The sequence below is a fragment of the Streptosporangium sp. NPDC002607 genome, from assembly GCF_053592655.1.
On record NZ_JBSFWD010000020.1, the window covers coordinates 130,379 to 153,655 of the forward strand.

The window sequence follows — 23,277 nt, forward strand, 5'->3', positions numbered from 1 at the left end:
GGCAGGATCTGCCCTTCGTGAGGCTGCGAGAGCGGCTTGACGAGAAGCCGCTCTCCCCAGGAAGCGAAGGAGTCACGGGCCTACCACTCCAGTCCGGGCTCGGTGACGGAGGCGGCACTCGCGTGCACGGTGACGCCCGGGAGCGAGGCGCCCCAGCGCGGCCTGACGTTCACCGACACCTCCACCCGTGCCATCTCCGCGCTTCGGGTCACCACGACGGTCGCGCCCGCAGGAGCCACGGACAGGACGCTGCCTCGGACCCGCTCCAGCGATTCACCGCGCGAGGCGGCCCGAGCCCCGGCCCGGGCCGCGTCCACGCACTCCAGCTGCGCCTCGACCGCTGACACCGCCCACAGCCCGGCTCCCAGCACGACCAGGAGGGCGGGCAGCACCGCGGCCGTCTCCGCGGTCACCGACCCCCTGGTCCGACGGGAGAAGATCGCTGCCACGGGGAGGGTCATCCCGCCACGGTCAGCGCTCGGTTGATCAGAGTTGTGATCATCTGTTGGACGTCGGGACTCGTCACCACCTTGAAGAGAAGGGCGGCGAAGGCACAGGCGGCGATCGTTCCGACCGCGTACTCCGCGGTGGACATGCCACGGTCACAGCGCGCGCCGGTGGTCAGCAGCGCCCACCGGGCACGCAGCCACCGCAACCGATCACGCCGCACACGAAGCGCGCTCGTTCGAGCCATCTGCTCCTCCTGGAGATCCCCGCCGGACCCACCGCCCGGCATCGGTCACGCCAGGGTTCTCCATGCGCCTGCGGTCCCGTAGACCCGAACGCCATTCTGTGGATAACTCCGTAGGCCAACCCCTCGATTGGGGATACCGCGCCCAGGCGCCGGGCAGTGCGCGCGGGTCGGCATGACCCCGCACGAACGCGAAGATGATCCGTCCCCCTTCGTCGGTGATGGCCCGCCGCCCTTCCGCGAGGAACGTCGGACTCCCCACAGCCAGGGAAAACATGGCACAACGCCAAAGCGCGAAACACCCCCAACCGAAGGAGGCCACTTCAGGCCCTAGATGGTGAGATTTCAGGATGACTGTCCACAGGCCCCACCAATCTTCTGTGGATAACCCGGAGATTTGACGAAAAACCTGTGGATAACCCAAGGAAGCAGCCGACGTGACCGCTCGACCTGGCGGCATTCACAAACGGGCGAAGAATCACAGGTCATGTCATCCAGGCGAATGCTCGGGACGTCTCTCACACCCCCAGCCCCAGGAGCCGCGATGGCAAACCCGTACGGCCCACAGGATCCTTGGTCCGCTTCCCGGGCGAGTGCCGTCGCGCTACGTGATGCACGACAGCGAACTGGCCTACCCTCCGAAGTGTGGTCATGACTGTGGTGTTCGACATAGGCGAGACGCTGGTCCGCGATGATCGCTACTGGGGATCTCTTGCGGATTGGCTGAACGTCCCCCGCCACACCCTGTCCGCCTTGGTCGGTGCGGTGACAGCGCTGAGCATGGACAACGCGGAAGCGGTCCGCCTCCTCCGACCGGGCATCGACCTGCACGCGGTGCGCCGGGCTCGCGAAGAGGCAGGCCGGGGCGAATACCTCGACGAGAGCGACCTGTACCCCGACGTACGGCCCGGGTTGCAGGTCCTGCGTGACATGGGGCTGCGCGTCTGCGTCGCCGGAAACCAGACAGCCAGGGCCGGTGATCTTCTGCGAGGGCTGTCGATCCCCGCCGACGTGATCGCCACATCAGAGGAATGGGGCGTCGCGAAACCCGATCCTGGATTCTTCGACCAGGTCGTTCGGCTTGCCGAGGCTCCTGCCCACGAAACGGTCTACGTAGGCGACCACCCTGCGAACGACATCATCCCCGCGAAAGCTCTCGGTCTGCGCACGTGCATGATCCGGCGTGGCCCCTGGGGACACCTGTGGGGCGCCGACACGGCTGTGCTGAGCGCAGTGGATTGGCAGATCGACAGCATCACGGAACTGCCAGCTGCCCTGTCTGGATGAACGGAGCCGAGATGCCCCGCAAAGCCTCTGGCGAAGGCTCCGGAGGTCGCATAGCCGCGATCCGCAGCGCACGCCGCATGACCCAAGAAGACCTCGCCCTGGCAGCCCATATCTCCCTCAGCCTGCTTCGGAAGATCGAGCAAGGTACACGCGTCGCCAGCGACCCCCTCGGCATTCTGGACCGCCACCACGAAGTGCTGCCCCTGGAGTTCCACACCGCCCGCGAAGGCGTGTCCATGGTTCCGCCCGTGGGCGCCGGCGTCGTCGGCATCCAAGCCCGCCAAGCGGACGCTCCCGTCATGCGGCTCCTGGACGAACTCAACCACGTCCCCACCGCACGGCACATCCTTGCCGAGCGGACCATGCTGCACATGCTGTTCGGCCACTGCAACAGCCCGATCGCCGGACACGCCTCCACCACTCCGGACGGGAAGACAGCCCTGTTCGGCATGGTGTTCAACCGCGACGGCTCGGAGTTCGCGCGCTCACACGCCTGGGGCGACCACTCCGATCCGGCCACCCTCGGCGCTCGCGTCGCCGCCGACCTACTGCACCAAGGCGCCCGCAACCTGATCACCGCCACCCGGAAATGACCTCGACAGAGGGGTCGTACGGTTGCGCCGTCACCGCACATCGTGCAGCCATCCGGCTCCACCCGCTGATCGCCGAACGACTCACCGAGGCCACACTTCACGGCCCAGGGCACTACATCGAGCAAGACCCGGCATCGAGGTGCGAAAGAACCATAACGCCGTGATGGCCGTGACCTTGGTGACGGTCGTCAGGGAAGGAGCACCTCGCCGGCGAGGCCGGCCACGACGGGGATGATGCCCAGGAAGACGAACGCGGGCAGGAAACAGAGCCCCAGGGGAGCGACTGCCTGGACGCCGACCCGTTGGGCGGCCGCCGACGATGCGACGCGGACGGCACGGCGGAAGTCGTCGGAGAGCCTGGTGAGGACATCGGCCACCGGTGCGCCACTCGACGCGGCCCGGCTCATGGCACGGGCCAGCGGGGCGAGCGAGCGCTCGGAGGCCAGGGCCTGCCAGGCGCTCTCCGGTGCGGCTCCCAGTCTCAGCTGGCCGCTCACCCAGGCCAGTCTCTCGCCCAGTGGTCCCGCGATCGCCTCCGCCGTGACGTCGACGGCTCCGGTGATCGGCTGGCCCGCGCGCAGGCAGGCGACCATGAGATCGGCCGCCAGCGGCAGATCCGCCGTCAACCGTCTGCGTTCCTCGCGCAGTTCGGGTGACTCTCGCCGCCGCAGCACCGCCAGCGCGATCCCGGAACCTGTCGCCCCGACGACCGCTCCCGGCAGACCTCCCACGGCCAGGAACGCCGCCAGCCCCACGGCGAGGGCCGCCGTGATCTCACCCCGGCTCGGCCGCCGCTTTCCCTCCGGATCATGAACCATCCCGGCGAACGGGCCACGGGCCGCTCCCGCGGCCGGACCCCGAGCCGTCCCCGTGGACAGACCCCGGCCTGTCCACGCAAACGAGTCCCGAGCCGCTCCCGCGAACGGGTCTCGAACCGTCCCCGTGGCCGGAAGAACCGTGGGTGCTTCGGCCTCTGGCCGTACCTTCGGAAACCCGGCCAGGTGTGCTGAGCGCCGTGCGCGGCGGAGCCGGTCGGCGGGTTCACGCCGGGCGATCCACAGCCGGACGGCGATTCCGGCGAGCACCACGGCAAGCAGAGCGATCACTTTCTCTCCTTCTCGCGAACCGGACCGCGGGGACGTCAGCCCCGCTGGGCCCGGGCGACCAGGCAACGGGTCCACCACAGGCCACAGGCGTCGAGTGCGAGGCCGGCGACCAGACAGCCGACGCCCGCCGGACCGCCGAACAGGAAGTGCAGCGGGCGCATGCCGAGGCCGGCCGCCATCAGCAGGCCGAGGATGGGCAGACCTGCCAGCAGGCGGGCCGTGGCGCGGGGGCCCGCGAGTTGGGCGGCGACGTCCTGGCGATGGCTCTGGGCCTCTCGCAGGGAGGCGGCGACACGATCGACAAGGGCGGCCAGGCCCGCCCCCGCCGTCACGCTCACCTTCCAGCAGGCGGCCAGGGCTCGGAAGGCCTCGCCTCCCTGTTCCGGCGCCACGGCCAGTAAAGCGGCGGGTACGTCACCACCGTCCCTCGCGGCCGCGACCAGCGGGCGCAGCGCCTCGGGGTCGGGAAACCCCGCCGCCCGCACGGCCCGCGCCAGCGCGTCACCGGCGGCCCGTCCCGCCGCCAGTTCGGCGGCGAGGCCCTGACAGAGCTCGATCGACGCGATCCGCCAGGCCGCCGCGCGCCGGGAGGGCCGCGAGTGAGCGGCGAACCTCTCCCGCAAAGAGGGCGAGGCGACCGGGCCGCGACGGCGCAGGCGGCCCAGGCGGGCGGTGCCGGCATCCGCACCCGTCCACAGCCATGCCGCCAGGGTGACGAGAACCAGGGCGGCTGCCGTCATGACGCCGGCCGTGACATCGTTCTTGGGGCCGTTCGGGACGTCGGCTCACCGGGACTCGGGCGGCCGGCGACGTCCAGGTGCGTCTTCCGGCGAGACGGGGATGTGGGGACACCGGAACACGGGCTCGAAAGGCTTGGGGAACCCGAGGCGTCGGGAGAGGCCTCTCGTGGAAGCGCGGGAACCCGGATGTCCGGACCCGAGCCGCCGAGAGCCTCGGAGGCCGCGGTGTCCCGGTAGGAGGTGACCGGTGCAGGGCTCATGCTCTGGGGGGCCTCAGACGGCCCGTACGACTGCGGCGGGCGGGGTGACAGGTAGGGCCTGCGGCGGGGAGCCGGCGAGGCGGGGATGCCGGGTGCTCGGGCCGCGAGGGCGGGCAGGCCGGGGCCGGGAGTCATCCGGCCGTCCGGGGCGAAGGTGAGGGCCGGTTCGGCCTCCACAAGTCCCGAGGGGCGGCGGACCATCATGCAGATCTCGGCGACCCGGCGGCGCCCGTCGGCATGGTCGCGGGCGAGGTGGATGACGACGTCCAGGGCCGCGGCGAGCTGGCTGTGGACCGCCTCCCTGCTGAGACCCGCCGCGCATGCCAGCGCCTCCAGGCGGGGTGGCACATCGGTCGCGGTGTTGGCGTGCAGGGTGCCGCAGCCTCCCTCATGACCGGTGTTCAGCGCACTCAGGAGGTCCACGACCTCGGAACCCCTCACCTCACCGACGACGAGACGGTCGGGGCGCATTCGCAGGGCCTGACGGACGAGGTCACGCAGACCGACGCCACCGGCGCCCTCAAGGTTGGCCGGACGCGCCTCCAGGCGGACGACATGGGGATGTAGTGGTCTCAGCTCGGCGGAGTCCTCGACCAGCAGCAGCCTTTCACCGGGATCCGCCAGGGAGAGCAGGGCCGACAGCATGGTCGTCTTGCCGGTCCCGGTACCACCGGTGATCAGGAAGGCGAGCCTCGACTCGATCACCGCGGTGAGAACGGCGACGCTTTCCGCCCCGATCGCGCCCGCCTCGACCAGATCGTGAAGGGTGAGGGTGCGCCGGGGCGGGAGTCGTAAGGACAGGCAGGTGCCGTTGGGCGCCACGGGCGGCAGGACGGCGTGCAGCCGGACACCTCCCGCCAGGCGGGCGTCGACATAGGGGCAGGCGTCGTCGAGGCGTCTGCCCGCGGCGGAGGCGAGCCGCTGCGCGAGCCGCCGGAGCGCGTCTTCGCCGGGGAAGACGACCGAGGTCAGGCGCAGCCCGTGCCCGTCGTCGACCCACACCTCGCGCGGGCCGTTCACCAGCACGTCGGTGACCTGGGCCTCGGCCAGCAACGGCTCCAGTGGACCCGCTCCGATGAGATCGGCGCACAGGACCCGGGCCACCGCCAGAATCTCCGCGTCGCCGAGCATCGCCCGCTCGGCCCGCAGCGCTACCGCGACGTGCGCGGCACTGGGCTCGACTCCCGTCCTGGCCAGCCGTACCCGGACCGCCTCCACCAGCTCCGGCGAGACCGTCACCGCGCTCTCGGCCCGTTTCACCTGTCCGCCCCGAGCTGCTCGTGCAGGAAAGCGGCGCAGAACCGCCCGAGAGAGGTGCGACGGCCGAGTGGGGGAACGTCCCCCCGATCAAGCGCGGCGGCGAGGCGAGGCTGGTCGGGGAGGCTACCGCCGTGCGGGACGCCGAGCGAGCCCGTCACCACGTCGTCGTTCAGGACCCCGCTGCGCACAACGGCCCGCACCTCACCGGTGTGCTCGCGCAAGGAGGCCAGCACCTGTGCCGCGGCGAGCACGCCGCGCACGTCGGCGGTGACGACCAGGAGGGTGGTACCGGCACGGCCGAGCGCCTCCACCGCGGCCTGGTCGAGGTGGCGCGGCAGGTCGACGACCACCAGCTCGAAGCCCCTGCGCCCCGCTTCGAGGACCGAGCGCATCGCCTCGGCCGGGATCGGCTCGACCTCGCCCCGGCTGAAGGAGAGCAGCGTCAGCCCCGCGAAGGTCGGCAGGGCCGCCTGGAGCGCTGTGCAACTGACCCTGCCCTCGCGAGCGACCAGGTCCGACCAGCGCGCTCCGTCGGACTCCTCCTGGCCAAGGAGGAGATCCAGACCTCCGCCAAGCGGGTCGGCGTCGATCAGGAGGGTGCGGATGCGCCGGCGGGACGCGGCCAGCGCCAGCGAGCCCGCCAGCACGCTGGCCCCGGCTCCGCCGCGCCCGCCCGCGACGCAGACCACGAACCCCGGCTTGGCGGGTGGCTCGACGACGTCTGCGAACTCGTCGACCAGCCGGCGCTCCGCGGCGGGCAGCTCCAGCACGGCCTGGGCACCGACCGCGACGCACCTGCGCCATGTGTCGGGGTCGTCGCAGGTGCGGGTGACCAGGAGAACACGGTGACGAGGTGGCGGTCCGGTCGAGGCCAGCGCGCCTGCCATGTCGTCACCGACGACGACCAGCGGAGCACGGTTCCAGTAGGGTCGGGCGTGCGCGGGCGCGTGGGCGACGTCAAGCTCGGCTCCGGCCGCGGCGGCGATGCGGAGCAGGTCGTCGAGCAGATCATGGTCTTCGGTGATGACCAGCGGGCGGTCCACTGATGCCTCCTGGGATGCGGGGACCCCACCCTCCGCGAAGGCTCCCCATCCCCGAGGTACCGAACGCCATACTGTGGACAGCCGGCTCCAGGGTGGCCCTGCCTGTGGAAAACCAGCGGCCAGGAGGTCGCCCCCGAAAGGAGCCGTACGAGCACGGAAGACCTCGGACAGGCGGGCAAAGACGAACACCTCAACGGGCCTGCTCACACGTTCACGCGCCGACGCGCCACACCGAGAGCCCGCACCGAAGAGGACCTCGTACCGGGCAGGAGCCCTCCACCGCGGAGAGGGCCGGAAGGACGGTGCCGCCGAGGCGGGAGTGGCGGCCGGGAAAAGAGGCGACCCCCGCCGGGGGGAGGACGGGGGTCGCCGACCGGTCCGGCTCTGGGGGGGTAGAGCCGGTCCCGTTTCAGAAGAAAGCTTCAACGGCCAACCAGAGCATGGCAAAGGATTGCGGTGGCAACCTGTACGCAGTTACTCCGGTTTGGGGAGATACAAACTCATGCTGCCCGATCAACTCAAGTTTCGTCGAGGAGTAATCCTCATTTTCCAGTAGTTTTTTTAATGTAACGATCCAGTCTCCGGATACCACCCGACCCGGGCACACTCACGGCACGGGCGAACCGCGACTACGTTAAGTGATCACCATCGGAGCACGACCCCGCCCGCACGGACGGCGTCGGTCGGCCTCGCGCGACGCAAGACGGCACACGGGTGGGTCTGCTGATTAATGTTCCTCGATCCGCAAAGGTTTTGCCCCTAGGGGTTCCCATCAGCGCGAATCGGACGTACAAAGGTTGCACGGACCATGTGTCCGGGCACGACCGCTGGGTACCCACGCGCCGTCAGCCGCGGGAGGCGCGTTGAAGCGGGCTTGTCCCGTTTCAACGATTATCAGGTGCACGCTTGGTAACCCGGTAGGAACGTGCCGACGACGGCGCCCCCTATCAGGGGCGCCGTCGGCTCGTGTGGACAGGTGTCCGTAATCGATGACCGCGGGTGATCGAGTATGCGCGGGCGGCGTCCCAAGCCACCCGGCCGTCCCCGCCGGGATCGGGATTAGCCCCGCTGCATGGCCTCGCAGATCGCCGTGGCCTCGCGCACGCCCAGGGTGACCGCCGCCGCGCAGTGTCGCACCCAGGCCGCGACGCCCTCGGGGGTACCGCTCAGGTACGACCGCAGTCCCTCCCCGTAGGCCGGGCCGAGTTCGAGATGACCCACCTCGACGGCCACCAGCGATTTCGGGTCCAGGCCGAACTCCACCAGCGTCAGCCGCTCCGCCGCCCGCGCGACCAGCCCGTCCGCCGACCCGAACGGGCGCAGCACCGCCAGCTCCGCGTGCACGACGGCGGCGAGCACCAGCGCCGGCGCCTTCGAGGAGGCCGTCACCAGCTGGACGAGACCGTCCACCCGCGCCACCGCCTCCTGTGGTTCGGGCGCGGCACCAAGACCGAGCGGATCGGGCGCCTCGGCCGTGGCCCTGGGGCGGCCGAGGTCCTTGGTGAGCCCGGAGGCGGCGAGCGTGTGCAGCCTGGCCAGCACCTGGCGGGGCGCCGTGCGCCAGGTCGAGCCGAGCCGCCCCAGCTCGGCCGAGACGCGCAGCGCGCCCTGCACCACCGGGTCGGTGGCCTCGGGGATGACATCGAGCGGGATGTCCACGCCCTCCAGTGCGGCTGACGCACGAGCACCGCGCAGGGCGGACCTGGCCGACACCTCCGGGCTCTTACGCCGCAGTACGCGGTGCCCGTAAAGCCGGTCGACGGCCTTGCGCGCGTCGGTGACCGCCTCGGACACTCCGGGCATTCCTGCGATGACAGCCAATGGGTCGCTCACGCTGCCCGACCCTATCGGGGCCGCTCGGCGAGACCTCGACCAGGCCGCGGGGTCACCCCCGGCGGCTCGGGAAAACCGCTGCGGAACCGTTCGCCGAGCGCATGACACCGTCCGGCGCATCACCGTGTCAATACGCATTGAATAACGCCGTCTACATTCCTACGGTGTCGAAAACACAACATTTCCAGAGTGGCCGTTTCCGCAAAATCAAGCGTTTTGAAGGCCTATGAGGCCTTGTCACCGATTGGTACAGACCTGTCTAGACCTCTTGTGGCGAGCACCGGTGGCCTGGTGAAGTGGGACACGACCAGTCGATAGCAGTACGTGAGGAGTGCGTAGTGGCCCCGGAGACCCCTGGTTCCGAGTCTCGTGAGACCCAGGAGACGCTGTCGAACCTGCTGAACGAGACCCGGCGGTTCGCACCTCCCGCAGGCCTGGCCGCGGCCGCGAACGTGACCGCCGACGCCTATGCGGAGGCCGAGCAGGATCGCCTCGCCTTCTGGGAGAAGCAGGCCGACCGCCTGACCTGGTCAAAGCGCTGGGACAGTGTCCTTGAGTGGAACCCGCCTTTCGCCAAGTGGTTCGTCGGCGGCGAGCTCAACATCGCCTACAACTGCGTCGACCGCCATGTGGAGGCCGGTCACGGCGACAAGGTCGCCTACTACTGGGAGGGTGAGCCCGAGGGCGACAGCCGCACACTCACCTACGCCGACCTGCGGCGCGAGGTCTCCAAGGCCGCCAACGCGCTCCAGGAGCTGGGCGTCGGCAAGGGTGACCGGGTCGCGATCTACATGCCGATGATCCCCGAACTGCCGATCACGATGCTGGCCTGCGCCCGGATCGGAGCGATCCACTCGGTCGTGTTCGGCGGGTTCTCCTCCAGCGCGCTCAGCGGCCGGATCAAGGACGCGGACGCCAAGATCGTGGTCACCGCCGACGGCGGCTACCGTCGCGGCGCGCCCAGCGCGCTCAAGCCGACCGTGGACGAGGCGGTCGCGGAGTGCCCCGGCATCGAGCACGTCCTGGTCGTGAGGCGGACCGGCCAGGAGGTCGGCCAGACCGACAAGGACGTCTGGTGGCACGACGTGGTGGACCGGCAGTCCGACGTCCACGAGGCGCTGCCGAACGATGCCGAGGATCCGCTCTACATCCTCTACACCAGCGGCACGACCGGTAAGCCCAAGGGCATCCTGCACACCACCGGCGGCTACCTCACCCAGGCCGCGTACACCCACGACGCGGTCTTCGACCTCAAGCCCGACACCGACGTCTACTGGTGCACCGCCGACATCGGCTGGGTGACCGGCCACTCCTACATCGTGTACGGCCCGCTGGCCAACGGCGCGACCAGCGTCATCTACGAGGGCACTCCGGACACCCCGCACCGCGGCCGGTTCTGGGAGATCGTGCAGAAGTACGGGGTCACGCTGCTCTACACCGCCCCGACCGCCATCCGCACGTTCATGAAGTGGGGCGACGACATCCCCGCCAAGTACGACATGTCGTCTCTGCGGATCCTGGGCAGCGTCGGCGAGCCGATCAACCCCGAGGCGTACGTCTGGTACCGCGAGCACATCGGCGGCAACCGTACCCCGGTCGTCGACACCTGGTGGCAGACCGAGACCGGCGCCATCATGATCAGCCCGCTGCCCGGCGTCACCGAGGGCAAGCCCGGCGCGGCCATGCGCCCGCTGCCGGGCATCACCGCCGACGTGGTCGACGACCAGGGCCGAAGCGTCGGCAACGGCGGTGGCGGCTACCTCGCGATCCGCGACCCGTGGCCGTCGATGCTCCGCACGATCTGGGGCGACGACCAGCGCTACATCGACACCTACTGGTCCCGCTTCGAGGGCATGTACTTCGCGGGCGACGGCGCCAAGAGGGACCAGGACGGCGACATCTGGCTGCTCGGCCGGGTGGACGACGTCATGCTCGTCTCCGGGCACAACATCTCCACCACCGAGGTCGAGTCGGCGCTGGTCTCCCACCCGAAGGTCGCGGAGGCGGCCGTGGTCGGGGCGACCGACCCGGTGACCGGGCAGGCCATCGTGTCGTTCGTGATCCTGCGCGGCGATGCCGTGGAAGGTGCGGACATCGCCGCCGAACTCCGCGCCCACGTGTCCAAGACACTGGGCCCGATCGCGAAGCCCCGCCAGATCCTGGTGGTGCCCGAGTTGCCCAAGACCCGCTCCGGCAAGATCATGCGGCGTCTACTGCGCGACGTGGCGGAGAACCGCAGCATCGGCGACGTCACCACCCTGGCCGACAGCACGGTGATGAACCTCATCTCGGAGAAGCTGCCCAGCGCCAAGGGCGAGGACTGAGCGAACCGGAGGCCCCGGGTGGACCAGGACCCCTGGCCCACCCGGGGCCGGCTCCCCCATCGCCGCCGCGATGTTCGCCGACCCACCGCCGGGGTAGCCCCCGGCCGTGACAACCTCCCCACCGGTGTCGTCGTCCGGCGCCGGAACCGAAACAGCCCGCCGCCGCCCTGATCAAGGACGGCGGGCGGAGAACCAGCCGGCGATCCTACCCGGCCTCCACGTCCGGCCGGCCCGAAGGCACGCCCGGTGGTGCGGATTCCCGCCACCGGACGGCCGGGACCTCACCAACCCGGTACGGCCGGACTAAAGTCTGATGTCTTGACGACGCAGATATTCGATGACACATGCGCGATAACCACAGTGGTGCTCGCGACACCGGCTCCGGTGACGATCCCGCCGCGGGTGTGCGTGCACGACCGCCTCAGGGCGCAGCATGATGTTTGACAGAGGCCCTCGATAGGAGACCGTCCATGACACATATTCCGCCCGCGGAGCCACAGGAGGAGTCGCTGGGCGCACTGGTCGCCGCGGCCAGTGACCACATATCCACACTGGTCCGCGCCGAGATCGAGTTGGCCAAGGCAGAGCTCAGGTTCGATGCCAAGCGGGTCGGCGTGGCGGCGGGTCTCTTCGGCGCCGCGGCGTTCATGGCCCACCTGTGCCTGATCCTCGCCTCGTTCGCGATCGCCTACGGCCTGGTCGCCGCGGGCCTGTGGACCTGGCTCGCCTTCCTGATCGTCACCGTGTTCTATCTGATCGTGGCCGGGCTGCTGGTCTTCGTCGGCATCCGGCGGCTCAAGGGCCTGACCGGAATGCGGCGGACCCTGCACTCACTCAAGACCATCAAGAGCGGAGCCGAGGTCGACGCCGTTCCCGCCGCTCCGGTCACGGCCGGTCAGGTGGGCGGCCATCGCGATCCGGTGAGACCGGGCCAGTGAGCAGACCCGACGAGTCCATGGTCAGGCTGGAGGGTCCGTGGACCCACCACTCGGTCCATGCCGGAGGCACCCGCTTCCACGTCGTGGAGGCCGGTACGGGCCCCCTCGTACTACTGCTCCACGGATTCCCGCAGTTCTGGTGGAGCTGGCGCAACCAACTTGTCTCGCTTCCGGCAGCGGGCTACCGCGCCGTCGCCGTCGATCTGCGTGGCTACGGCGCCAGTGACAAGCCGCCCCGTGGCTATGACCTGTACACCCTGGCCGCCGACGCGGCCGGGCTGGTCAGGGCGCTGGGCGAGAGCTCCGCGATCGTCGTCGGCCACGACTGGGGCGGGCTGCTCGCCTGGACCATGGCCGTGAAGGACCCGAAGGCGGTCCTGCGGCTGGTCACCGTCTCCGCGCCGCACCCCCGCCGGCTCCGCGCCGCGCTGTTCACCGAGCCGTTCGGCCAGTTCAGGGCGGCTCGCTACGCGCTGGGATTCCAGCTGCCGCTGCTTCCCGAGCGACGCCTGACCGCCGACTCCGGCGCCATGGTGGGGCAGTTGCTGGAGAAGTGGTCGGCTCCCGGCTGGCCGCAGGAGGAGGTGGCGAAGACCTACCGCGACGCGTTCCGCATCCCCAACGTCTCGCACTGCGCGCTGGAGTACCACCGCTGGTTCGGCCGCTCCCAGCTCCGCCCGGACGGGTGGCGCTACGCCAGGGCCATGCGCGCCCAGATCAACGTACCGACTCTGCAGGTGCACGGCGCGTTCGACCGGCACGTCCTGCCCCGCACCGCCCAGGGCTCGGGCCGCTACGTGGCCGCCCCCTACCGGTGGCGGCTGATCGAGGGCGCCGGGCACTTCCCGCACGAGGAGTGCCCGGAGGAGTTCGACGCCGAGCTCGTCGCCTGGCTGTCCGATCCGGAGCCCGACCGGTGAACGGGCGGGACCGGGACGCCGACGGGAGACCGCGCAACCGGCGTCCTCGCGACGCGTTCGGGAGGCCGCTTCCGTACGGCGCGGAGGGCGTGGAACGCATCCCGGACGACTACGCGCCAAGCGCGGAGGAGGCCGTCTCCGAGGCTCACAGGCTGCTCGGCGAGGGACGCCCGTTCCACGCCCACGAGGTGCTGGAAGGCCGCTGGAAGAACTCCCCCGCCCAGGAGCGCGAGCTGTGGCAGGGGCTGGCGCAGATCTGCGTGGGCCTCACCCACCTGCAGCGGGGCAACCGCGGCGGAGCCGCGACGCTGTTCGCCCGGGGCGCCGACCGGATCAGCCGGTACGGCACGCCGTACGAGGAGATGGCCGTGGCGGTCGGAAAGCTGGACGACCTGGACGCCGAAGCGGCCATCGCGGTGATCAGAGACCTGATCCGGCACCGGGTTCCCCCCAAGGGGGCGGATCCGGGGGCCGCACCGGATGGGACGTCCGCGGCCTGATCAGCTCCGGGTGCACTCCTGGGTGTTCACCCGGTTGGACAGCTTGGAGCCGTCTTCGGCGTCCGGCGCCACTTCGGCGGCGGTCAGCACGAAGCCGGTCTCCGCCCTGTCGGTGGCCGCCGCGAAGACGACGCCGTAGACCCTGCCGTCGGGGGTGAGCAGCGGCCCGCCGGAGTTGCCCTGCCGGACCAGGCCGCGGATCCAGTAGACATCCCGGTTGACGGTCTTGTGCTCGTAGATGTTGGGGCCCTGAGCCTTCTGCCGGTCCCTGATCCGGGCCGACTCCATGGTGTAACCCTGGCCGTGCGGGAAGCCCGCGACGATGGCGTCGTCGTCCTTCTTGGCCGTGCCGTCGAAGCGCAGGATCGGCAGGTCCAGATCGGGGACGCGCAGGATCGCGATGTCCCTGTCGGGGTTGTAGAGCACGACCTGGGCCGAGTGGACGTTGTTGAGATGGTCGATGACCTGAAGGTCCTGGTCGACCCCGGCGACCACGTGCGCGTTCGTCATGATCCTGTCCTGGGCGTAGACGAACCCGGTGCCCTCGATGTGCTTGCGGCAGCTGGAGGCCACGCCCTGGACCTTGACGATGCCCCGGCGGGCCCGGGTGAGCGCCGCGCTCTTCGTCACGCTCCGGTCGGGTGGCGCGACCTCGACGAACTGGCCACCCGCTATGCCGTCGAACACCCTGGGAAAGCCGGAGGTGTCGATGAAGTCCCTGAAGGGCTTCTGCAGGTCCCTGGCCAGCTTCGGCATCGTCTGGTCGACCGTTTTGATCAACAGGGACTTGCTGACCTGCTCCCCGAGCAGCGTGAACTGCGAGGAGGTGATCAGCGAGCCGATCAGCCACGCGATGATCAGCACCGAGAAGGCGCTCGCGAAGGTGCCGCCGACCGCGTCGACGACCTTGGCGGGCTCCCAGGTGACATGGCTGCGGACCACCGCGCCGATCGTCGACGACGCGAACTGACCGATCGTGGCGGCGAGGAAGACGATGACGATCGCCAGCAGCGCCCGCTCGGTCTCACCGTCGACCACCGCTCCGGCGATGGGCGGGGCGATGAACATGCCCAGCAGGCCACCACCGACAAAACCGACAAAGCTCAGGGCCCCGATGATGAACCCCTGGCGGTATCCCGACACCGCGAAGGCCACCATCAGGGCGATCAGGATGAGGTCGAGGAGATCACCGCTCACTCCCTTACGGTATCCAGCCCCTGCCCCGCGCGTGCACACCTTCTGCGAGGTCTCTGCGGTTATCGTGGCCGGATGGCGATGATCGAAGGAGCGGCGACCGTGGCGTCTCTCATCGAGACCGCGCTACGGGAGCGAGATCAGGAGGGCGCGGCCCGCTGGCGCGCGATCACCCGGTTGCAGGAACGGGGCGATCTGGAGACCTTCACCGCGGCACGGAGACTCTGCTCGGGAAAGACCGCGGCCGAGCGGATGCTCGGGGTCGACATCCTGGGACGACTCGGCTTCGTCGACCGGACGCTGCCGGTGCTCCGCGCCCTGTCCGTCGGCGAGGACGACTGCCTGGTGCTCTACTCGGTGTTGATCGCCTTCGGCCACCTCAGGGACCGCCGCGCGCTGCCGTCGGTGATCGCCCTCTCCGAACACGCCGACCCCCGGATCAGGTACGGGGCCGCCTACGCGCTGCCGAACATCATGGGCAGCCCACCCGACCCGACGGGCCTGGCCGCGCTGAGACGGCTGACCCTCGATCCCGACGGGGACGTGGCCGACTGGGCTCGCCTCGGCCTGGCCCTGTCAACGGGACGCGAGGTTGAGGACGTCGGGCGGGATGTCCTCGATCCGTGAATGATCCCAGGGAAGCTCGAAACCCGAACGGCCGAGCACGGTGTCGAGCACTCCCGCGGTGAACCCCCACACCAGCAGCCCGCGCACCCGGAACGCCGGCCCCGAGTAACCGCTCGGATGGCGCAGCCTGATCCGGTTGGCCGGATCGACGAGCTCGCGGATCGGGATCCGCTCCACCGACTCCACCTCGTCCGGCGAGGCCGCGTGGACCACGCAGGGCGTGTGCCACCAGGCCAGCACCGGGGTCACCCGGTTGTCACTGCGGCTCACGTACAGCTCGGGCATGGTCCCGATCACCCGGACGCCCGTCGGATCGAGACCGGTCTCCTCAGCGGCCTCGCGCAGCGCCGCGGCGATCGGGCCGTCGTCCTCCGGGTCCACCCCGCCGCCCGGGAACGCGGGCTGACCGGCGTGTGTGCGCCCGTTCGAGCTCCGCTGGATGAGCAGCACGTCCGGACCGAGTGGCCCCTCACCAAAGAGCAGCAGCACCGCAGCCGACCGCCCGCCGGACGCCGGCGGGCGCAGCATCGGGGGCACCGGCGTTCCCGCGACCCGCTCCGCCAGCGTTTCCAACCATCCGGGAACCTCTTCCACGGGCACACCTCCGGTCCTCTGCAACACGGCGTCCCGCCCCGCGCTTCCCGGTACCGGCGGGATGTCAGCGGATCCGCCAGGACCCCGAGGCGGTCTTACCACAGCGGTGCGGAAAAGATCACGAGAAGGGGCCGGGGCGCACCAGCTTGGCGGCCTCGACGGGATCCGTGGGGCCGATGCCGTACGAGGGGCAGAGCGCGGCGAGCGGGCAGACTCCGCAGGCCGGCGTGCGGGCGTGGCAGACGCGGCGACCGTGCCAGATCAGGCGGTGGGACATCATCGTCCAGTCGCGCTTCGGGATGAGCTCGGCGACGACCCGCTCGATCTTCACCGGGTCGGTCTCCGAGGTCCAGTGGAAGCGGTGGACGAGCCGCTGGAAGTGGGTGTCCACGGTGATGCCGGGCACCCCGAAGGCGTTGCCGAGCACCACGTTGGCGGTCTTGCGGCCGACCCCCGGCAGGGTCACCAGGTCATTGAGCCTCCCGGGGACCTCGCCGCCGAAACGCTCGCACAGGGCCTGGGCCATGCCGATGATGCTGTTGGCCTTGGCCCGGAAGAACCCGGTGGGCCGGATGATCCCCTCCAACTCGGCCCGGTCCGCACCGGCGTAGTCTTCTGCTGTGGGATATTTCACAAAAAGAGCAGGAGTGACCGTATTGACCCTTTTGTCCGTGCACTGCGCGGACAGGATGGTCGCGACCAACAGCTCGAGAGGGTCGCGAAAGTCGAGCTCGCAATGGGCGTCGGGATAGGCCTCCGCCAGGATTCGGTCCATTCGCCGAGCTCGACGGACCAGAGCGAGCCGGGATTCACCACCGGGGCTGACTTTGCGGAGCACTCCGACAGCCTACGCTCAAGGCCCCCCGCAGAGTCGCTCGGTGGGATGGGTCACAATGACTGCGTGAGCCGTGAAACGGGAGGCACTGTGAACTCCGACGACGTGCTGGGCAAGGCCCCGCTGTTCGCCGCGCTCGACCGTGAGAGCGCCGCCGCGCTGCGTACGAGCATCTCCGAGGTACGCCTCGCCAAAGGGCAGACCCTTTTCAGCGAGAACGAGACCGGGGATCGCCTCTACGTGGTGCTCGAAGGCAAGATCAAGCTCTCCCGCACCGCACCCGACGGCCGGGAGAACCTGCTCAGCGTGCTCGGTCCGAGTGAGATGTTCGGCGAGCTTTCCCTGTTCGACCCCCGTCCCCGTACGGCGTCCGCCACAGCGCTGACCGACGTCCTGCTGGCCGGGCTCGGACACGACGACCTGCGCCCCTGGCTGACCGGTCGTCCCGAGGTCGCCCTGCACCTGCTGCGCGCCCTGGCCCAGCGCCTCCGCCGTACCAACGACGTGCTGGCCGACCTGGTCTTCACCGACGTTCCAGGACGGGTGGCCAAGGCCCTGCTGGACCTGGCCGACCGCTTCGGCCAGCGGGTCGACGACGGCGTGCGGGTCCACCACGACCTCACCCAGGAGGAGCTGGCCCAGCTGGTCGGCGCCTCCCGTGAGACCGTGAACAAGGCGCTGGCCGACTTCGCCCAGCGCGGCTGGCTGCGCATCGAGGCCAAGGCCGTGGTCATCATGGACCTGGAGCGGCTGCACAACCGCTCGCGCTGACGGGCCCCGTCCCCCGCTGCCCGGCGGGACCTCGCCGCGGCCACCCCCTCCAGTTCACGACGCCCTGTCCGGCCGGCCCTCAGCACGGCGGGGTCCGCCAGAGGCGGGCCTAGCCGTCCAGATAGGCGAGCTGCGCGCGAACCGACATCTCGGCGGCGAACCAGAGGGACCTGTCCACCTCCGCGTAGACGATCTCGACGATCTCGCGGGGCGTCCTCGCCCCCCGTTCCCTGGCCTCCCGGATCTGGTCCAACCGCCGCCGCCGGTGCGCGACGTAGCCGTCGAGCGTGCCGATCGGGTCGGGGAGCACCGGACCGTGACCGGGCAGCAGCGCCTCCGCCCCGACCTGCTCGGCCTTCGCTCTGAGCAGGTCGAGGGAGCGCAGGTAGTCGGCCAGGTCACCGTCCGAGGCGATCACGGTGGTGCCGCGGCCGAGCACGGTGTCGCCGGTGAGGATCGCCCTGTCCCGCGGCAACCAGAAGCAGAGCGAGTCGAACGAGTGGCCCGGCGTGCCCACCACGTGCAGTTCCAGGTCCCCGACGGTGAGCACGTCGCCGTCGCCCAGCCCCTCCTCACCCAGCCGGTGCGCGGGGTCCAGCGCCCTGACGGGCGCGCCGACCAGCCCGGCGAACCTCGCGGCACCGCCGCTGTGGTCGTGGTGCCCGTGGGTCAGCAGGATCGTGGCGACCCGACGGCCCTTCAGATGGCCGGCGACCCGCGCCAGGTGCTCCTCGTCATCGGGGCCGGGGTCGACGACCAGCACCTCCTCACCGAGGCCGATCACCCACGTGTTGGTACCGTCCAGGGTCATCTCGGAGGGGTTGGGGGCGAGCAGGTTGAGCGCGTGCTCCGTCCCCGCACCGTCGGGCCCCTCCAGGGGGATCCGCAGCCCGCTCACCGCGAACCGCCGAACTCGTAGTCGTCGTCGAGCACGATGCGCATCTCACCGTCCACTTCGGCGATCTTGGGCATGAAGGTCACGATCTCACGCTCGGCCGCGAGCGTCTCGGAGACCTTGTCGTAGGCGCACAGCTCGGTGAGCGTGCGATGGGTCGGGGGCATCAGGAAGATCTGGCCCGCCCTCCCCTGGCCGAGCGCGTCGGCGGGCCGGACCCAGACCACCTGGTCGGCCTCACCGCCGACGTCGCGGGTGAGCTGGCCCGGCGGGAGCGCCGCGACGAAGAAGCGGGTGTCGAAGCGCTTGTTCTCCACCTCGGGAGTGATCCAGTGGGCCCAGGGGCGGAGCAGGTCGGAGCGGAGGACCAGGCCGCGCCTGCCGAGGAAGTCGGCGAAGGACAGGGTCCTGTCGATCAGGGCGAGCCGGTCGGCCTCCCAGTCGTCACCGGTGGTGTCGGCCACGACGGACTCCGCGGACGGCCCGGCCAGCAGTACCCCCGACTCCTCGAACGTCTCCCGCACGGCGGCGCACACCAGGCCCCGCGCGGTCTGCTCGTCCGCGCGGAAGATCTCACCCCAGGCCGCGGGCGAAGGACCGGCCCAGGTGATCTCCTGGTCGGTGTCGCGCGGGTCGACCGACCCGCCGGGGAAGACGTAGGCCCCGGCGGCGAAGGCCATGCTCGCCTTGCGCCTCAGCAGGTAGACCTCCACCTGACCGGCGTCCTCGCGGAGGATGACCACGGTGGCGGCATCTCGCGCGGGGACCGGCGCGATCCGCCCGGCCAGAATGTCGCGTGCACGCTCACCGAACTCGCCGGGAAGCGGGATACCGCCCATTTGAGACCCTCCGCCAGAACATCACTCGGTTGCCGGGTCCATCATGTGGCACGGCACCGCCCCGGACAATCGCGGGGTCCCTCCCGGCGCCCGCCTCCCGGCACGCCGCCCCGGCGGGTGGGGCGCCGGGAGGCCGGCCCCCGGCGGGCCCCACGGCACCTCCACGGCCCTCGGCGAGCTCTCGCCGCCCTTCGACCGTCGGTGTGCCCTCGCGGCCGTCAGGGCCTCGCTGACGCCGGGGTGTCCACCCGACCTCAGCGGACCTCGGCGATCACCTCGACCTCGACCGGCGCGTCCAGCGGGAGAACGGCGACACCGACCGCGCTCCTGGCGTGCCTGCCCGCGTCACCGAGCACCGCGGTGAGCAGCTCGCTGGCGCCGTTGACGACCTGCGGCTGGCCGGTGAAGCCCGGGGCGCTGGCCACGAACCCGACCACCTTGACGATCCGCACGATGTTCGACAGTCCTCCGGCCTCCGACGCGACCGCGGCGAGGGCGTTGAGCGCGCAGATCCTCGCGAGCTCGTAGGCGTCCTCGACGCCCACCTCGGCGCCGACCTTCCCGCTGGCCTTCAGCTTGCCGTCCACCACCGGAAGCTGCCCCGAGGTGTAGACGTGGTCACCGGAACGCACCGCCGGGACGTACGCCGCCAGCGGCGGCACCACCTCCGGCAGGGTCAGGCCCAGCTCCGCCAGCCTCTCCTCGGCCGTCACTGCTTGGGCCGCTTCAGGTAGGCGACCAGCTGCTCGGGGTTGGGCCCCGGCACGACCTGGACGAGCTCCCAGCCGTCCTGGCCCCAGTTGTCGAGAATCTGCTTCGTCGCATGTACCAGCAGCGGCACTGTCGAGTACTCCCATTTCGTCATGCGGGACACATTAGCGAGACGGCTCCCGGTGAGCGGCCCACTACGGGTCCGCGAGCGCCCGGCATGGCTCATGCCCGCCACCCGGTACCGCCGGAGGCAGGCAGATGATCAGGGCGGTCCGCTGTGAGAATCTACATATTTACTTTCCGCATCCGATCGATTAGCGAGAGGGCCACGCACGGCTCCCCGGGCCGCGCCTCCGGCTTCGGACGGGTTCGGCTTCGGGCCGTCCGGCCCACACCGCCTTACTGACCAGCGTGATCGGCGAAAGAGGCTCCCCGGCCGCCCTCAGGGCAGGCGCCCGCTCCCGGCTCGGGCCCGCCGGGCAACGATGCCGTTTGAGGGCTACCGGGGAAGGCACCGGAGAGTTGTCAAGTAACCGTTGGGTAGCCTTCGAAAGGTGAGAGCTCGCGACACCGATTGGGACGGCGTACGCCTTCACGTCGTCACCGGCAAGGGTGGCACCGGTAAGACGACGGTGGCCGCCGCACTCGCGCTCGCCCTCGCGGCGGGCGGCGACAAGGTCCTGCTGGTCGAGGTCGAGGGCCGCCAGGGGATCTCCCAGGTCTTCGACCTGCCGCCGCTGCCCTACGAGGAGCGCAAGATCGCCGTCGCACCCGACGGCGGGGACGTCTACGCGCTGGCCATCGACCCCGAAGAGGCGATGCTCGAGTACCTTGAGATGTTCTACGGCATGCGCAGGGCCGGCAGGGCACTCAGCAAGATCGGCATCGTCGACTTCGCCACCACCATCGCCCCCGGCTTCCGCGACGTCCTGGTCACCGGCAAGACGAGCGAGGCCGTCCGACGCAAGGGCAAGGACGGCAAGAGGGTCTACGACGCGGTCGTGCTGGACGCGCCGCCGACCGGCAGGATCGTGCGCTTCCTCAACGTCACCAACGAGGTCGCGGGGCTGGCCAGGGTCGGCCCGATCAAGAACCATGCCGACCTGGTGAACGGCGTCGTCTCCTCTCCGGAGACCGCCGTGCACTTCGTCACGCTCCTGGAGGAGATGCCGGTCCAGGAGACCCTGGACGGCCTGAGCGAGCTCCGCACCGCCGGGCTCCCGCCCGGGGGGATCTTCATCAACATGGTCCGCGAGTCGCTGCTGCCCGACTCCGTCCTGGAGGCCGCCGCCGAGAACCGGTTCGACCCGGCGGAGCTGGTGCTCGGCCTCAAGGCCGCGGGACTCACCGACGGCGGCTCCGCCGCGGTCACGGTGGCCGATGCCCTGGCCGAGGAGATCGCCGAGCATGCCCGCCGCACCGAGCTGGAGCGGGACGAGAGGCTGGCGCTGGAGGAGGCCGCACGCCCCCGCTACGAGCTGCCGTTGCTGGCCGACGGGGTGGATCTGTCCGGACTGTACGAGCTGGCGGAATCGATCCGCACCCAAGGAGCAGCGTGAAGACCCCTCCGGTCCTCGACCTTGACGCGATCATCGACGACCCGCACACGCGGATCATCGTCTGCTGCGGTTCCGGCGGCGTCGGGAAGACCACCACCGCCGCGGCCCTGGGACTGCGCGCGGCCGAGCGCGGCCGTTCCGCCGTGGTGCTCACGGTCGACCCCGCGCGGCGGCTGGCGCAGTCGATGGGACTCACCGAACTCGACAACACCCCCAGGCTCGTCGTGGGCGTCGAGGGCGAGGGGCGGCTGCACGCCATGATGCTCGACATGAAGCGGACCTTCGACGAGATCATCGAGGCGCACGCCGACCCCGAGCGAGCTCGCCAGATCCTGACGAACCCCTTCTACCAGTCCCTCTCGTCCAGCTTCGCCGGCACGCAGGAATACATGGCCATGGAGAAGCTGGGCCAGCTCCGGCGGTCGGACGACTGGGATCTGATCATCGTCGACACCCCTCCGTCCCGCTCCGCGCTCGACTTCCTGGACGCCCCCGAGCGGCTCGGCCGCTTCCTTGACGGCCGGCTCATCCGGCTGCTCATGGCCCCCGCCAAGGCCGGCGGGCGGAGCGCGTTCAAGCTGCTCAACGCGGGTTTCGGCATCGTCGCCGGAGCGCTGACCAAGCTGCTGGGCGCGCAGGTACTCAAGGACCTGCAGACGTTCGTGTCCGCACTGGACGCCGTCTTCGGCGGTTTCAGGGCGCGGGCCGACCAGACCTACCGGCTCCTGCAGGCCCCCGGAACGGCGTTCCTCGTCGTGGCCTCGCCCGAGCGCGACGCGATACGCGAGGCGTCCTACTTCGTGGAGAGGCTGGCCGAGGAGCGCATGCCCCTGGCGGGTCTCGTGGTCAACCGGGTGCACCGCTCGCCCGCGGCCGTGCTGTCCGGGGCGCGGAGCACCGCCGCCGCCGAAGACCTGGAGGCGCGCGGCGAGCACGAGCTCACCTCCGCCGTACTGCGGCTGCACGCGGACCGGATGCAGCTGGCCGCCCGCGAGCAACGTGAGCAGGAGCACTTCATCTCCGCCCATCCCACGGTGCCCGTCGCGCGGGTCCCCGCCATGTCGCAGGACGTGCACGACCTGGAAGGGCTGCGCGAGGTGGGCGACCTGCTGGCCGCCCAGTAGCCGCCACGGCGGCCTGGCGAGCCGTGCAGCGCGCGTTCGCCGACCCGTGACATGCGTGTACGGCTGGCGCCCGGCGCCAGCCGTACGGGATCGGCGCGAACTCAGCCGGCGATCAGCTCATTCGTCCGCTCATATTCTTCTTTGGCCAACTCCAGCAGGTCCCGCCAGGAGTCGACATCCGGTCGCCGACGCAACAGCGCTCGGCGTTCGCGCTCGGTCATCCCGCCCCACACCCCGAACTCGATGCGATTGTCCAGCGCATCGGCGAGGCACTCGGTCCGGACCGGGCATCCTCGGCAGATCAGCTTTGCTCGGTTCTGGGCAGCACCCTGAACGAACAAAGCGTCAGGATCCGCACCCTTACAGGCCGCACGGGAGGTCCAATCCGTGATCCACATTCGACCCCACTCCCCTTAGGTGGTCAGTCGTGACTTGGGCCGACGGGCGCGGGCGTCGGGCCTCGGTATTCAATTGCTGCAGAAAGAGACCGTACGCAACCAGACGTTCAGGCCGACAGACCCCGGCGGGACCAAATTCTCACATGGTCATCCACGGCCATCTGGCCGGGAATGACTAGTCACCCACCTGCGATACGGCACGAAGTCATGGCAAAACAGGGTTCCGTTACCGTTT

General features: G+C 70.2%; 24 protein-coding genes and 1 pseudogene. 10 read left to right on the forward strand and 15 right to left on the reverse strand.

Annotation, left to right across the window (positions count from 1 at the left end; translation table 11 throughout):
- Nucleotides 1–80: 80 nt before the first annotated feature.
- Both ACWD3H_RS23255 and ACWD3H_RS23260 read right to left on the reverse strand, forming a co-directional pair.
- The gene (locus ACWD3H_RS23255) at nucleotides 81–461 is read right to left on the reverse strand and encodes a TadE family type IV pilus minor pilin (protein WP_350930264.1); all 381 of its coding nucleotides are present in this window, start codon (nucleotides 459–461) and stop codon (nucleotides 81–83) included.
- Nucleotides 458–694: a DUF4244 domain-containing protein gene (locus ACWD3H_RS23260; RefSeq protein ID WP_350958971.1), complete on the reverse strand. Its 237-nt coding sequence runs from the start codon at nucleotides 692–694 to the stop codon at nucleotides 458–460. The genes ACWD3H_RS23255 and ACWD3H_RS23260 overlap by 4 nt, the downstream gene beginning before the upstream one ends.
- A gap of 648 nt (nucleotides 695–1,342) precedes the next feature.
- Here ACWD3H_RS23260 and ACWD3H_RS23265 point away from each other — a divergent pair.
- Complete coding sequence (locus ACWD3H_RS23265; RefSeq protein ID WP_451956454.1) at nucleotides 1,343–1,978, forward strand: HAD family hydrolase; 636 nt, start codon at nucleotides 1,343–1,345, stop codon at nucleotides 1,976–1,978.
- On the forward strand, nucleotides 1,975–2,571 hold the full coding sequence (locus ACWD3H_RS23270; RefSeq protein WP_451956435.1) for a hypothetical protein: 597 nt from the start codon (nucleotides 1,975–1,977) through the stop codon (nucleotides 2,569–2,571). The genes ACWD3H_RS23265 and ACWD3H_RS23270 overlap by 4 nt, the downstream gene beginning before the upstream one ends.
- A gap of 188 nt (nucleotides 2,572–2,759) precedes the next feature.
- On the opposite strand, the gene ACWD3H_RS23275 is transcribed toward ACWD3H_RS23270, so the two are convergent.
- The 5 genes and pseudogenes from ACWD3H_RS23275 to ACWD3H_RS23295 all read right to left on the reverse strand — a co-directional run bounded on the left by ACWD3H_RS23275 (nucleotide 2,760) and on the right by ACWD3H_RS23295 (nucleotide 8,813).
- Nucleotides 2,760–3,677 (reverse strand): type II secretion system F family protein, encoded by a 918-nt coding sequence (locus ACWD3H_RS23275; protein WP_451956436.1) that lies wholly within the window; start codon nucleotides 3,675–3,677, stop codon nucleotides 2,760–2,762.
- 35 nt (nucleotides 3,678–3,712) lie between these two features.
- Complete coding sequence (locus tag ACWD3H_RS23280) at nucleotides 3,713–4,417, reverse strand: type II secretion system F family protein (protein ID WP_451956437.1); 705 nt, start codon at nucleotides 4,415–4,417, stop codon at nucleotides 3,713–3,715.
- Nucleotides 4,418–4,773: 356 nt separating this feature from the next.
- Nucleotides 4,774–5,937: pseudogene (locus tag ACWD3H_RS23285) on the reverse strand (TadA family conjugal transfer-associated ATPase); the annotation flags it as partial.
- Nucleotides 5,934–6,980, reverse strand: a complete 1,047-nt coding sequence (gene ssd / locus ACWD3H_RS23290) for a septum site-determining protein Ssd (RefSeq protein ID WP_355550673.1) — start codon at nucleotides 6,978–6,980, stop codon at nucleotides 5,934–5,936. The gene ssd and the pseudogene ACWD3H_RS23285, both read right to left, overlap by 4 nt.
- 1,059 nt (nucleotides 6,981–8,039) lie before the next feature.
- Nucleotides 8,040–8,813 carry an oxidoreductase gene (locus ACWD3H_RS23295; RefSeq protein ID WP_451956438.1) on the reverse strand — a complete coding sequence of 258 codons (774 nt, stop codon included), beginning with the start codon at nucleotides 8,811–8,813 and terminating at the stop codon, nucleotides 8,040–8,042.
- A 338-nt stretch (nucleotides 8,814–9,151) separates the two neighbouring features.
- On the opposite strand from ACWD3H_RS23295, the gene acs reads away from it, so the two are divergent.
- The 4 genes from acs (at nucleotide 9,152) to ACWD3H_RS23315 (ending at nucleotide 13,495) form a co-directional block, all read left to right on the forward strand.
- Nucleotides 9,152–11,137, forward strand: coding sequence for an acetate--CoA ligase (gene acs / locus ACWD3H_RS23300; protein WP_451956439.1), 1,986 nt, complete (start codon nucleotides 9,152–9,154; stop codon nucleotides 11,135–11,137).
- Nucleotides 11,138–11,607: 470 nt separating this feature from the next.
- Nucleotides 11,608–12,075: a phage holin family protein gene (locus ACWD3H_RS23305; RefSeq protein WP_350930157.1), complete on the forward strand. Its 468-nt coding sequence runs from the start codon at nucleotides 11,608–11,610 to the stop codon at nucleotides 12,073–12,075.
- Nucleotides 12,072–12,995: an alpha/beta fold hydrolase gene (locus ACWD3H_RS23310; RefSeq protein ID WP_451956440.1), complete on the forward strand. Its 924-nt coding sequence runs from the start codon at nucleotides 12,072–12,074 to the stop codon at nucleotides 12,993–12,995. Before ACWD3H_RS23305 ends, ACWD3H_RS23310 begins: the two co-directional genes overlap by 4 nt.
- 89 nt (nucleotides 12,996–13,084) lie before the next feature.
- Complete coding sequence (locus tag ACWD3H_RS23315) at nucleotides 13,085–13,495, forward strand: DUF309 domain-containing protein (RefSeq protein ID WP_451956441.1); 411 nt, start codon at nucleotides 13,085–13,087, stop codon at nucleotides 13,493–13,495.
- Here the strand turns inward: ACWD3H_RS23315 and ACWD3H_RS23320 are convergent, their stop codons facing one another.
- Entirely contained in the window at nucleotides 13,496–14,692 is a 1,197-nt protein-coding gene (locus ACWD3H_RS23320; RefSeq protein ID WP_355565842.1) for a MarP family serine protease, read from the reverse strand.
- Between the two features lie 72 nt (nucleotides 14,693–14,764).
- Between ACWD3H_RS23320 and ACWD3H_RS23325 the strand changes: the two genes are divergently transcribed.
- On the forward strand, nucleotides 14,765–15,316 hold the full coding sequence (locus tag ACWD3H_RS23325) for a HEAT repeat domain-containing protein (RefSeq protein WP_350958926.1): 552 nt from the start codon (nucleotides 14,765–14,767) through the stop codon (nucleotides 15,314–15,316).
- On the opposite strand, the gene ACWD3H_RS23330 is transcribed toward ACWD3H_RS23325, so the two are convergent.
- Together ACWD3H_RS23330 and nth are read right to left on the reverse strand one after the other, a co-directional pair.
- The gene (locus ACWD3H_RS23330) at nucleotides 15,266–15,910 is read right to left on the reverse strand and encodes an NUDIX hydrolase (RefSeq protein WP_451956442.1); all 645 of its coding nucleotides are present in this window, start codon (nucleotides 15,908–15,910) and stop codon (nucleotides 15,266–15,268) included. The two genes, ACWD3H_RS23325 and ACWD3H_RS23330, sit on opposite strands and share 51 nt — an antisense overlap.
- 118 nt (nucleotides 15,911–16,028) lie before the next feature.
- The gene (gene nth, locus ACWD3H_RS23335; protein WP_451956443.1) at nucleotides 16,029–16,748 is read right to left on the reverse strand and encodes an endonuclease III; all 720 of its coding nucleotides are present in this window, start codon (nucleotides 16,746–16,748) and stop codon (nucleotides 16,029–16,031) included.
- Nucleotides 16,749–16,835: 87 nt separating this feature from the next.
- Here nth and ACWD3H_RS23340 point away from each other — a divergent pair, with 87 nt between their 5' ends.
- Entirely contained in the window at nucleotides 16,836–17,516 is a 681-nt protein-coding gene (locus ACWD3H_RS23340; protein WP_326646545.1) for a Crp/Fnr family transcriptional regulator, read from the forward strand.
- A 109-nt stretch (nucleotides 17,517–17,625) separates the two neighbouring features.
- Here ACWD3H_RS23340 and ACWD3H_RS23345 read toward each other — a convergent pair whose 3' ends face one another.
- The 4 genes from ACWD3H_RS23345 to ACWD3H_RS23360 all read right to left on the reverse strand — a co-directional run bounded on the left by ACWD3H_RS23345 (nucleotide 17,626) and on the right by ACWD3H_RS23360 (nucleotide 20,115).
- A complete protein-coding gene (locus ACWD3H_RS23345) occupies nucleotides 17,626–18,414 on the reverse strand; it encodes an MBL fold metallo-hydrolase (protein ID WP_451956444.1) in 789 nt (262 codons plus the stop codon).
- Nucleotides 18,411–19,250, reverse strand: coding sequence for an NUDIX hydrolase (locus ACWD3H_RS23350; RefSeq protein WP_451956445.1), 840 nt, complete (start codon nucleotides 19,248–19,250; stop codon nucleotides 18,411–18,413). The genes ACWD3H_RS23345 and ACWD3H_RS23350 overlap by 4 nt, the downstream gene beginning before the upstream one ends.
- A 254-nt stretch (nucleotides 19,251–19,504) precedes the next feature.
- Nucleotides 19,505–19,963 (reverse strand): RidA family protein, encoded by a 459-nt coding sequence (locus ACWD3H_RS23355; protein WP_030924176.1) that lies wholly within the window; start codon nucleotides 19,961–19,963, stop codon nucleotides 19,505–19,507.
- Complete coding sequence (locus ACWD3H_RS23360) at nucleotides 19,960–20,115, reverse strand: DUF4177 domain-containing protein (RefSeq protein ID WP_012887236.1); 156 nt, start codon at nucleotides 20,113–20,115, stop codon at nucleotides 19,960–19,962. The genes ACWD3H_RS23355 and ACWD3H_RS23360 overlap by 4 nt, the downstream gene beginning before the upstream one ends.
- A gap of 400 nt (nucleotides 20,116–20,515) precedes the next feature.
- On the opposite strand from ACWD3H_RS23360, the gene ACWD3H_RS23365 reads away from it, so the two are divergent.
- Nucleotides 20,516–21,520: an ArsA-related P-loop ATPase gene (locus ACWD3H_RS23365; RefSeq protein WP_355565825.1), complete on the forward strand. Its 1,005-nt coding sequence runs from the start codon at nucleotides 20,516–20,518 to the stop codon at nucleotides 21,518–21,520.
- Nucleotides 21,517–22,644, forward strand: coding sequence for an ArsA family ATPase (locus ACWD3H_RS23370; RefSeq protein WP_030924170.1), 1,128 nt, complete (start codon nucleotides 21,517–21,519; stop codon nucleotides 22,642–22,644). The genes ACWD3H_RS23365 and ACWD3H_RS23370 overlap by 4 nt, the downstream gene beginning before the upstream one ends.
- A gap of 101 nt (nucleotides 22,645–22,745) precedes the next feature.
- Here the strand turns inward: ACWD3H_RS23370 and ACWD3H_RS23375 are convergent, their stop codons facing one another.
- A complete protein-coding gene (locus ACWD3H_RS23375) occupies nucleotides 22,746–23,042 on the reverse strand; it encodes a WhiB family transcriptional regulator (protein WP_012887233.1) in 297 nt (98 codons plus the stop codon).
- Nucleotides 23,043–23,277: the final 235 nt, after the last annotated feature.

Excerpts from the sequence above, each read along its gene's own strand:
- ACWD3H_RS23260 (WP_350958971.1), bottom strand. The coding sequence starts at position 694 with ATGGCTCGAACGAGCGCGCTTCGTGTGCGGCGTGATCGGTTGCGGTGG.
- ACWD3H_RS23265 (WP_451956454.1), top strand. The coding sequence starts at position 1,343 with ATGACTGTGGTGTTCGACATAGGCGAGACGCTGGTCCGCGATGATCGC.
- ACWD3H_RS23375 (WP_012887233.1), bottom strand. The coding sequence starts at position 23,042 with ATGTGGATCACGGATTGGACCTCCCGTGCGGCCTGTAAGGGTGCGGAT.
- ACWD3H_RS23305 (WP_350930157.1), top strand. The coding sequence starts at position 11,608 with ATGACACATATTCCGCCCGCGGAGCCACAGGAGGAGTCGCTGGGCGCA.
- ACWD3H_RS23280 (WP_451956437.1), bottom strand. The coding sequence starts at position 4,417 with ATGACGGCAGCCGCCCTGGTTCTCGTCACCCTGGCGGCATGGCTGTGG.
- ACWD3H_RS23350 (WP_451956445.1), bottom strand. The coding sequence starts at position 19,250 with ATGGGCGGTATCCCGCTTCCCGGCGAGTTCGGTGAGCGTGCACGCGAC.
- ACWD3H_RS23325 (WP_350958926.1), top strand. The coding sequence starts at position 14,765 with ATGGCGATGATCGAAGGAGCGGCGACCGTGGCGTCTCTCATCGAGACC.
- ACWD3H_RS23360 (WP_012887236.1), bottom strand. The coding sequence starts at position 20,115 with ATGACGAAATGGGAGTACTCGACAGTGCCGCTGCTGGTACATGCGACG.
- ACWD3H_RS23255 (WP_350930264.1), bottom strand. The coding sequence starts at position 461 with ATGACCCTCCCCGTGGCAGCGATCTTCTCCCGTCGGACCAGGGGGTCG.
- ACWD3H_RS23270 (WP_451956435.1), top strand. The coding sequence starts at position 1,975 with ATGAACGGAGCCGAGATGCCCCGCAAAGCCTCTGGCGAAGGCTCCGGA.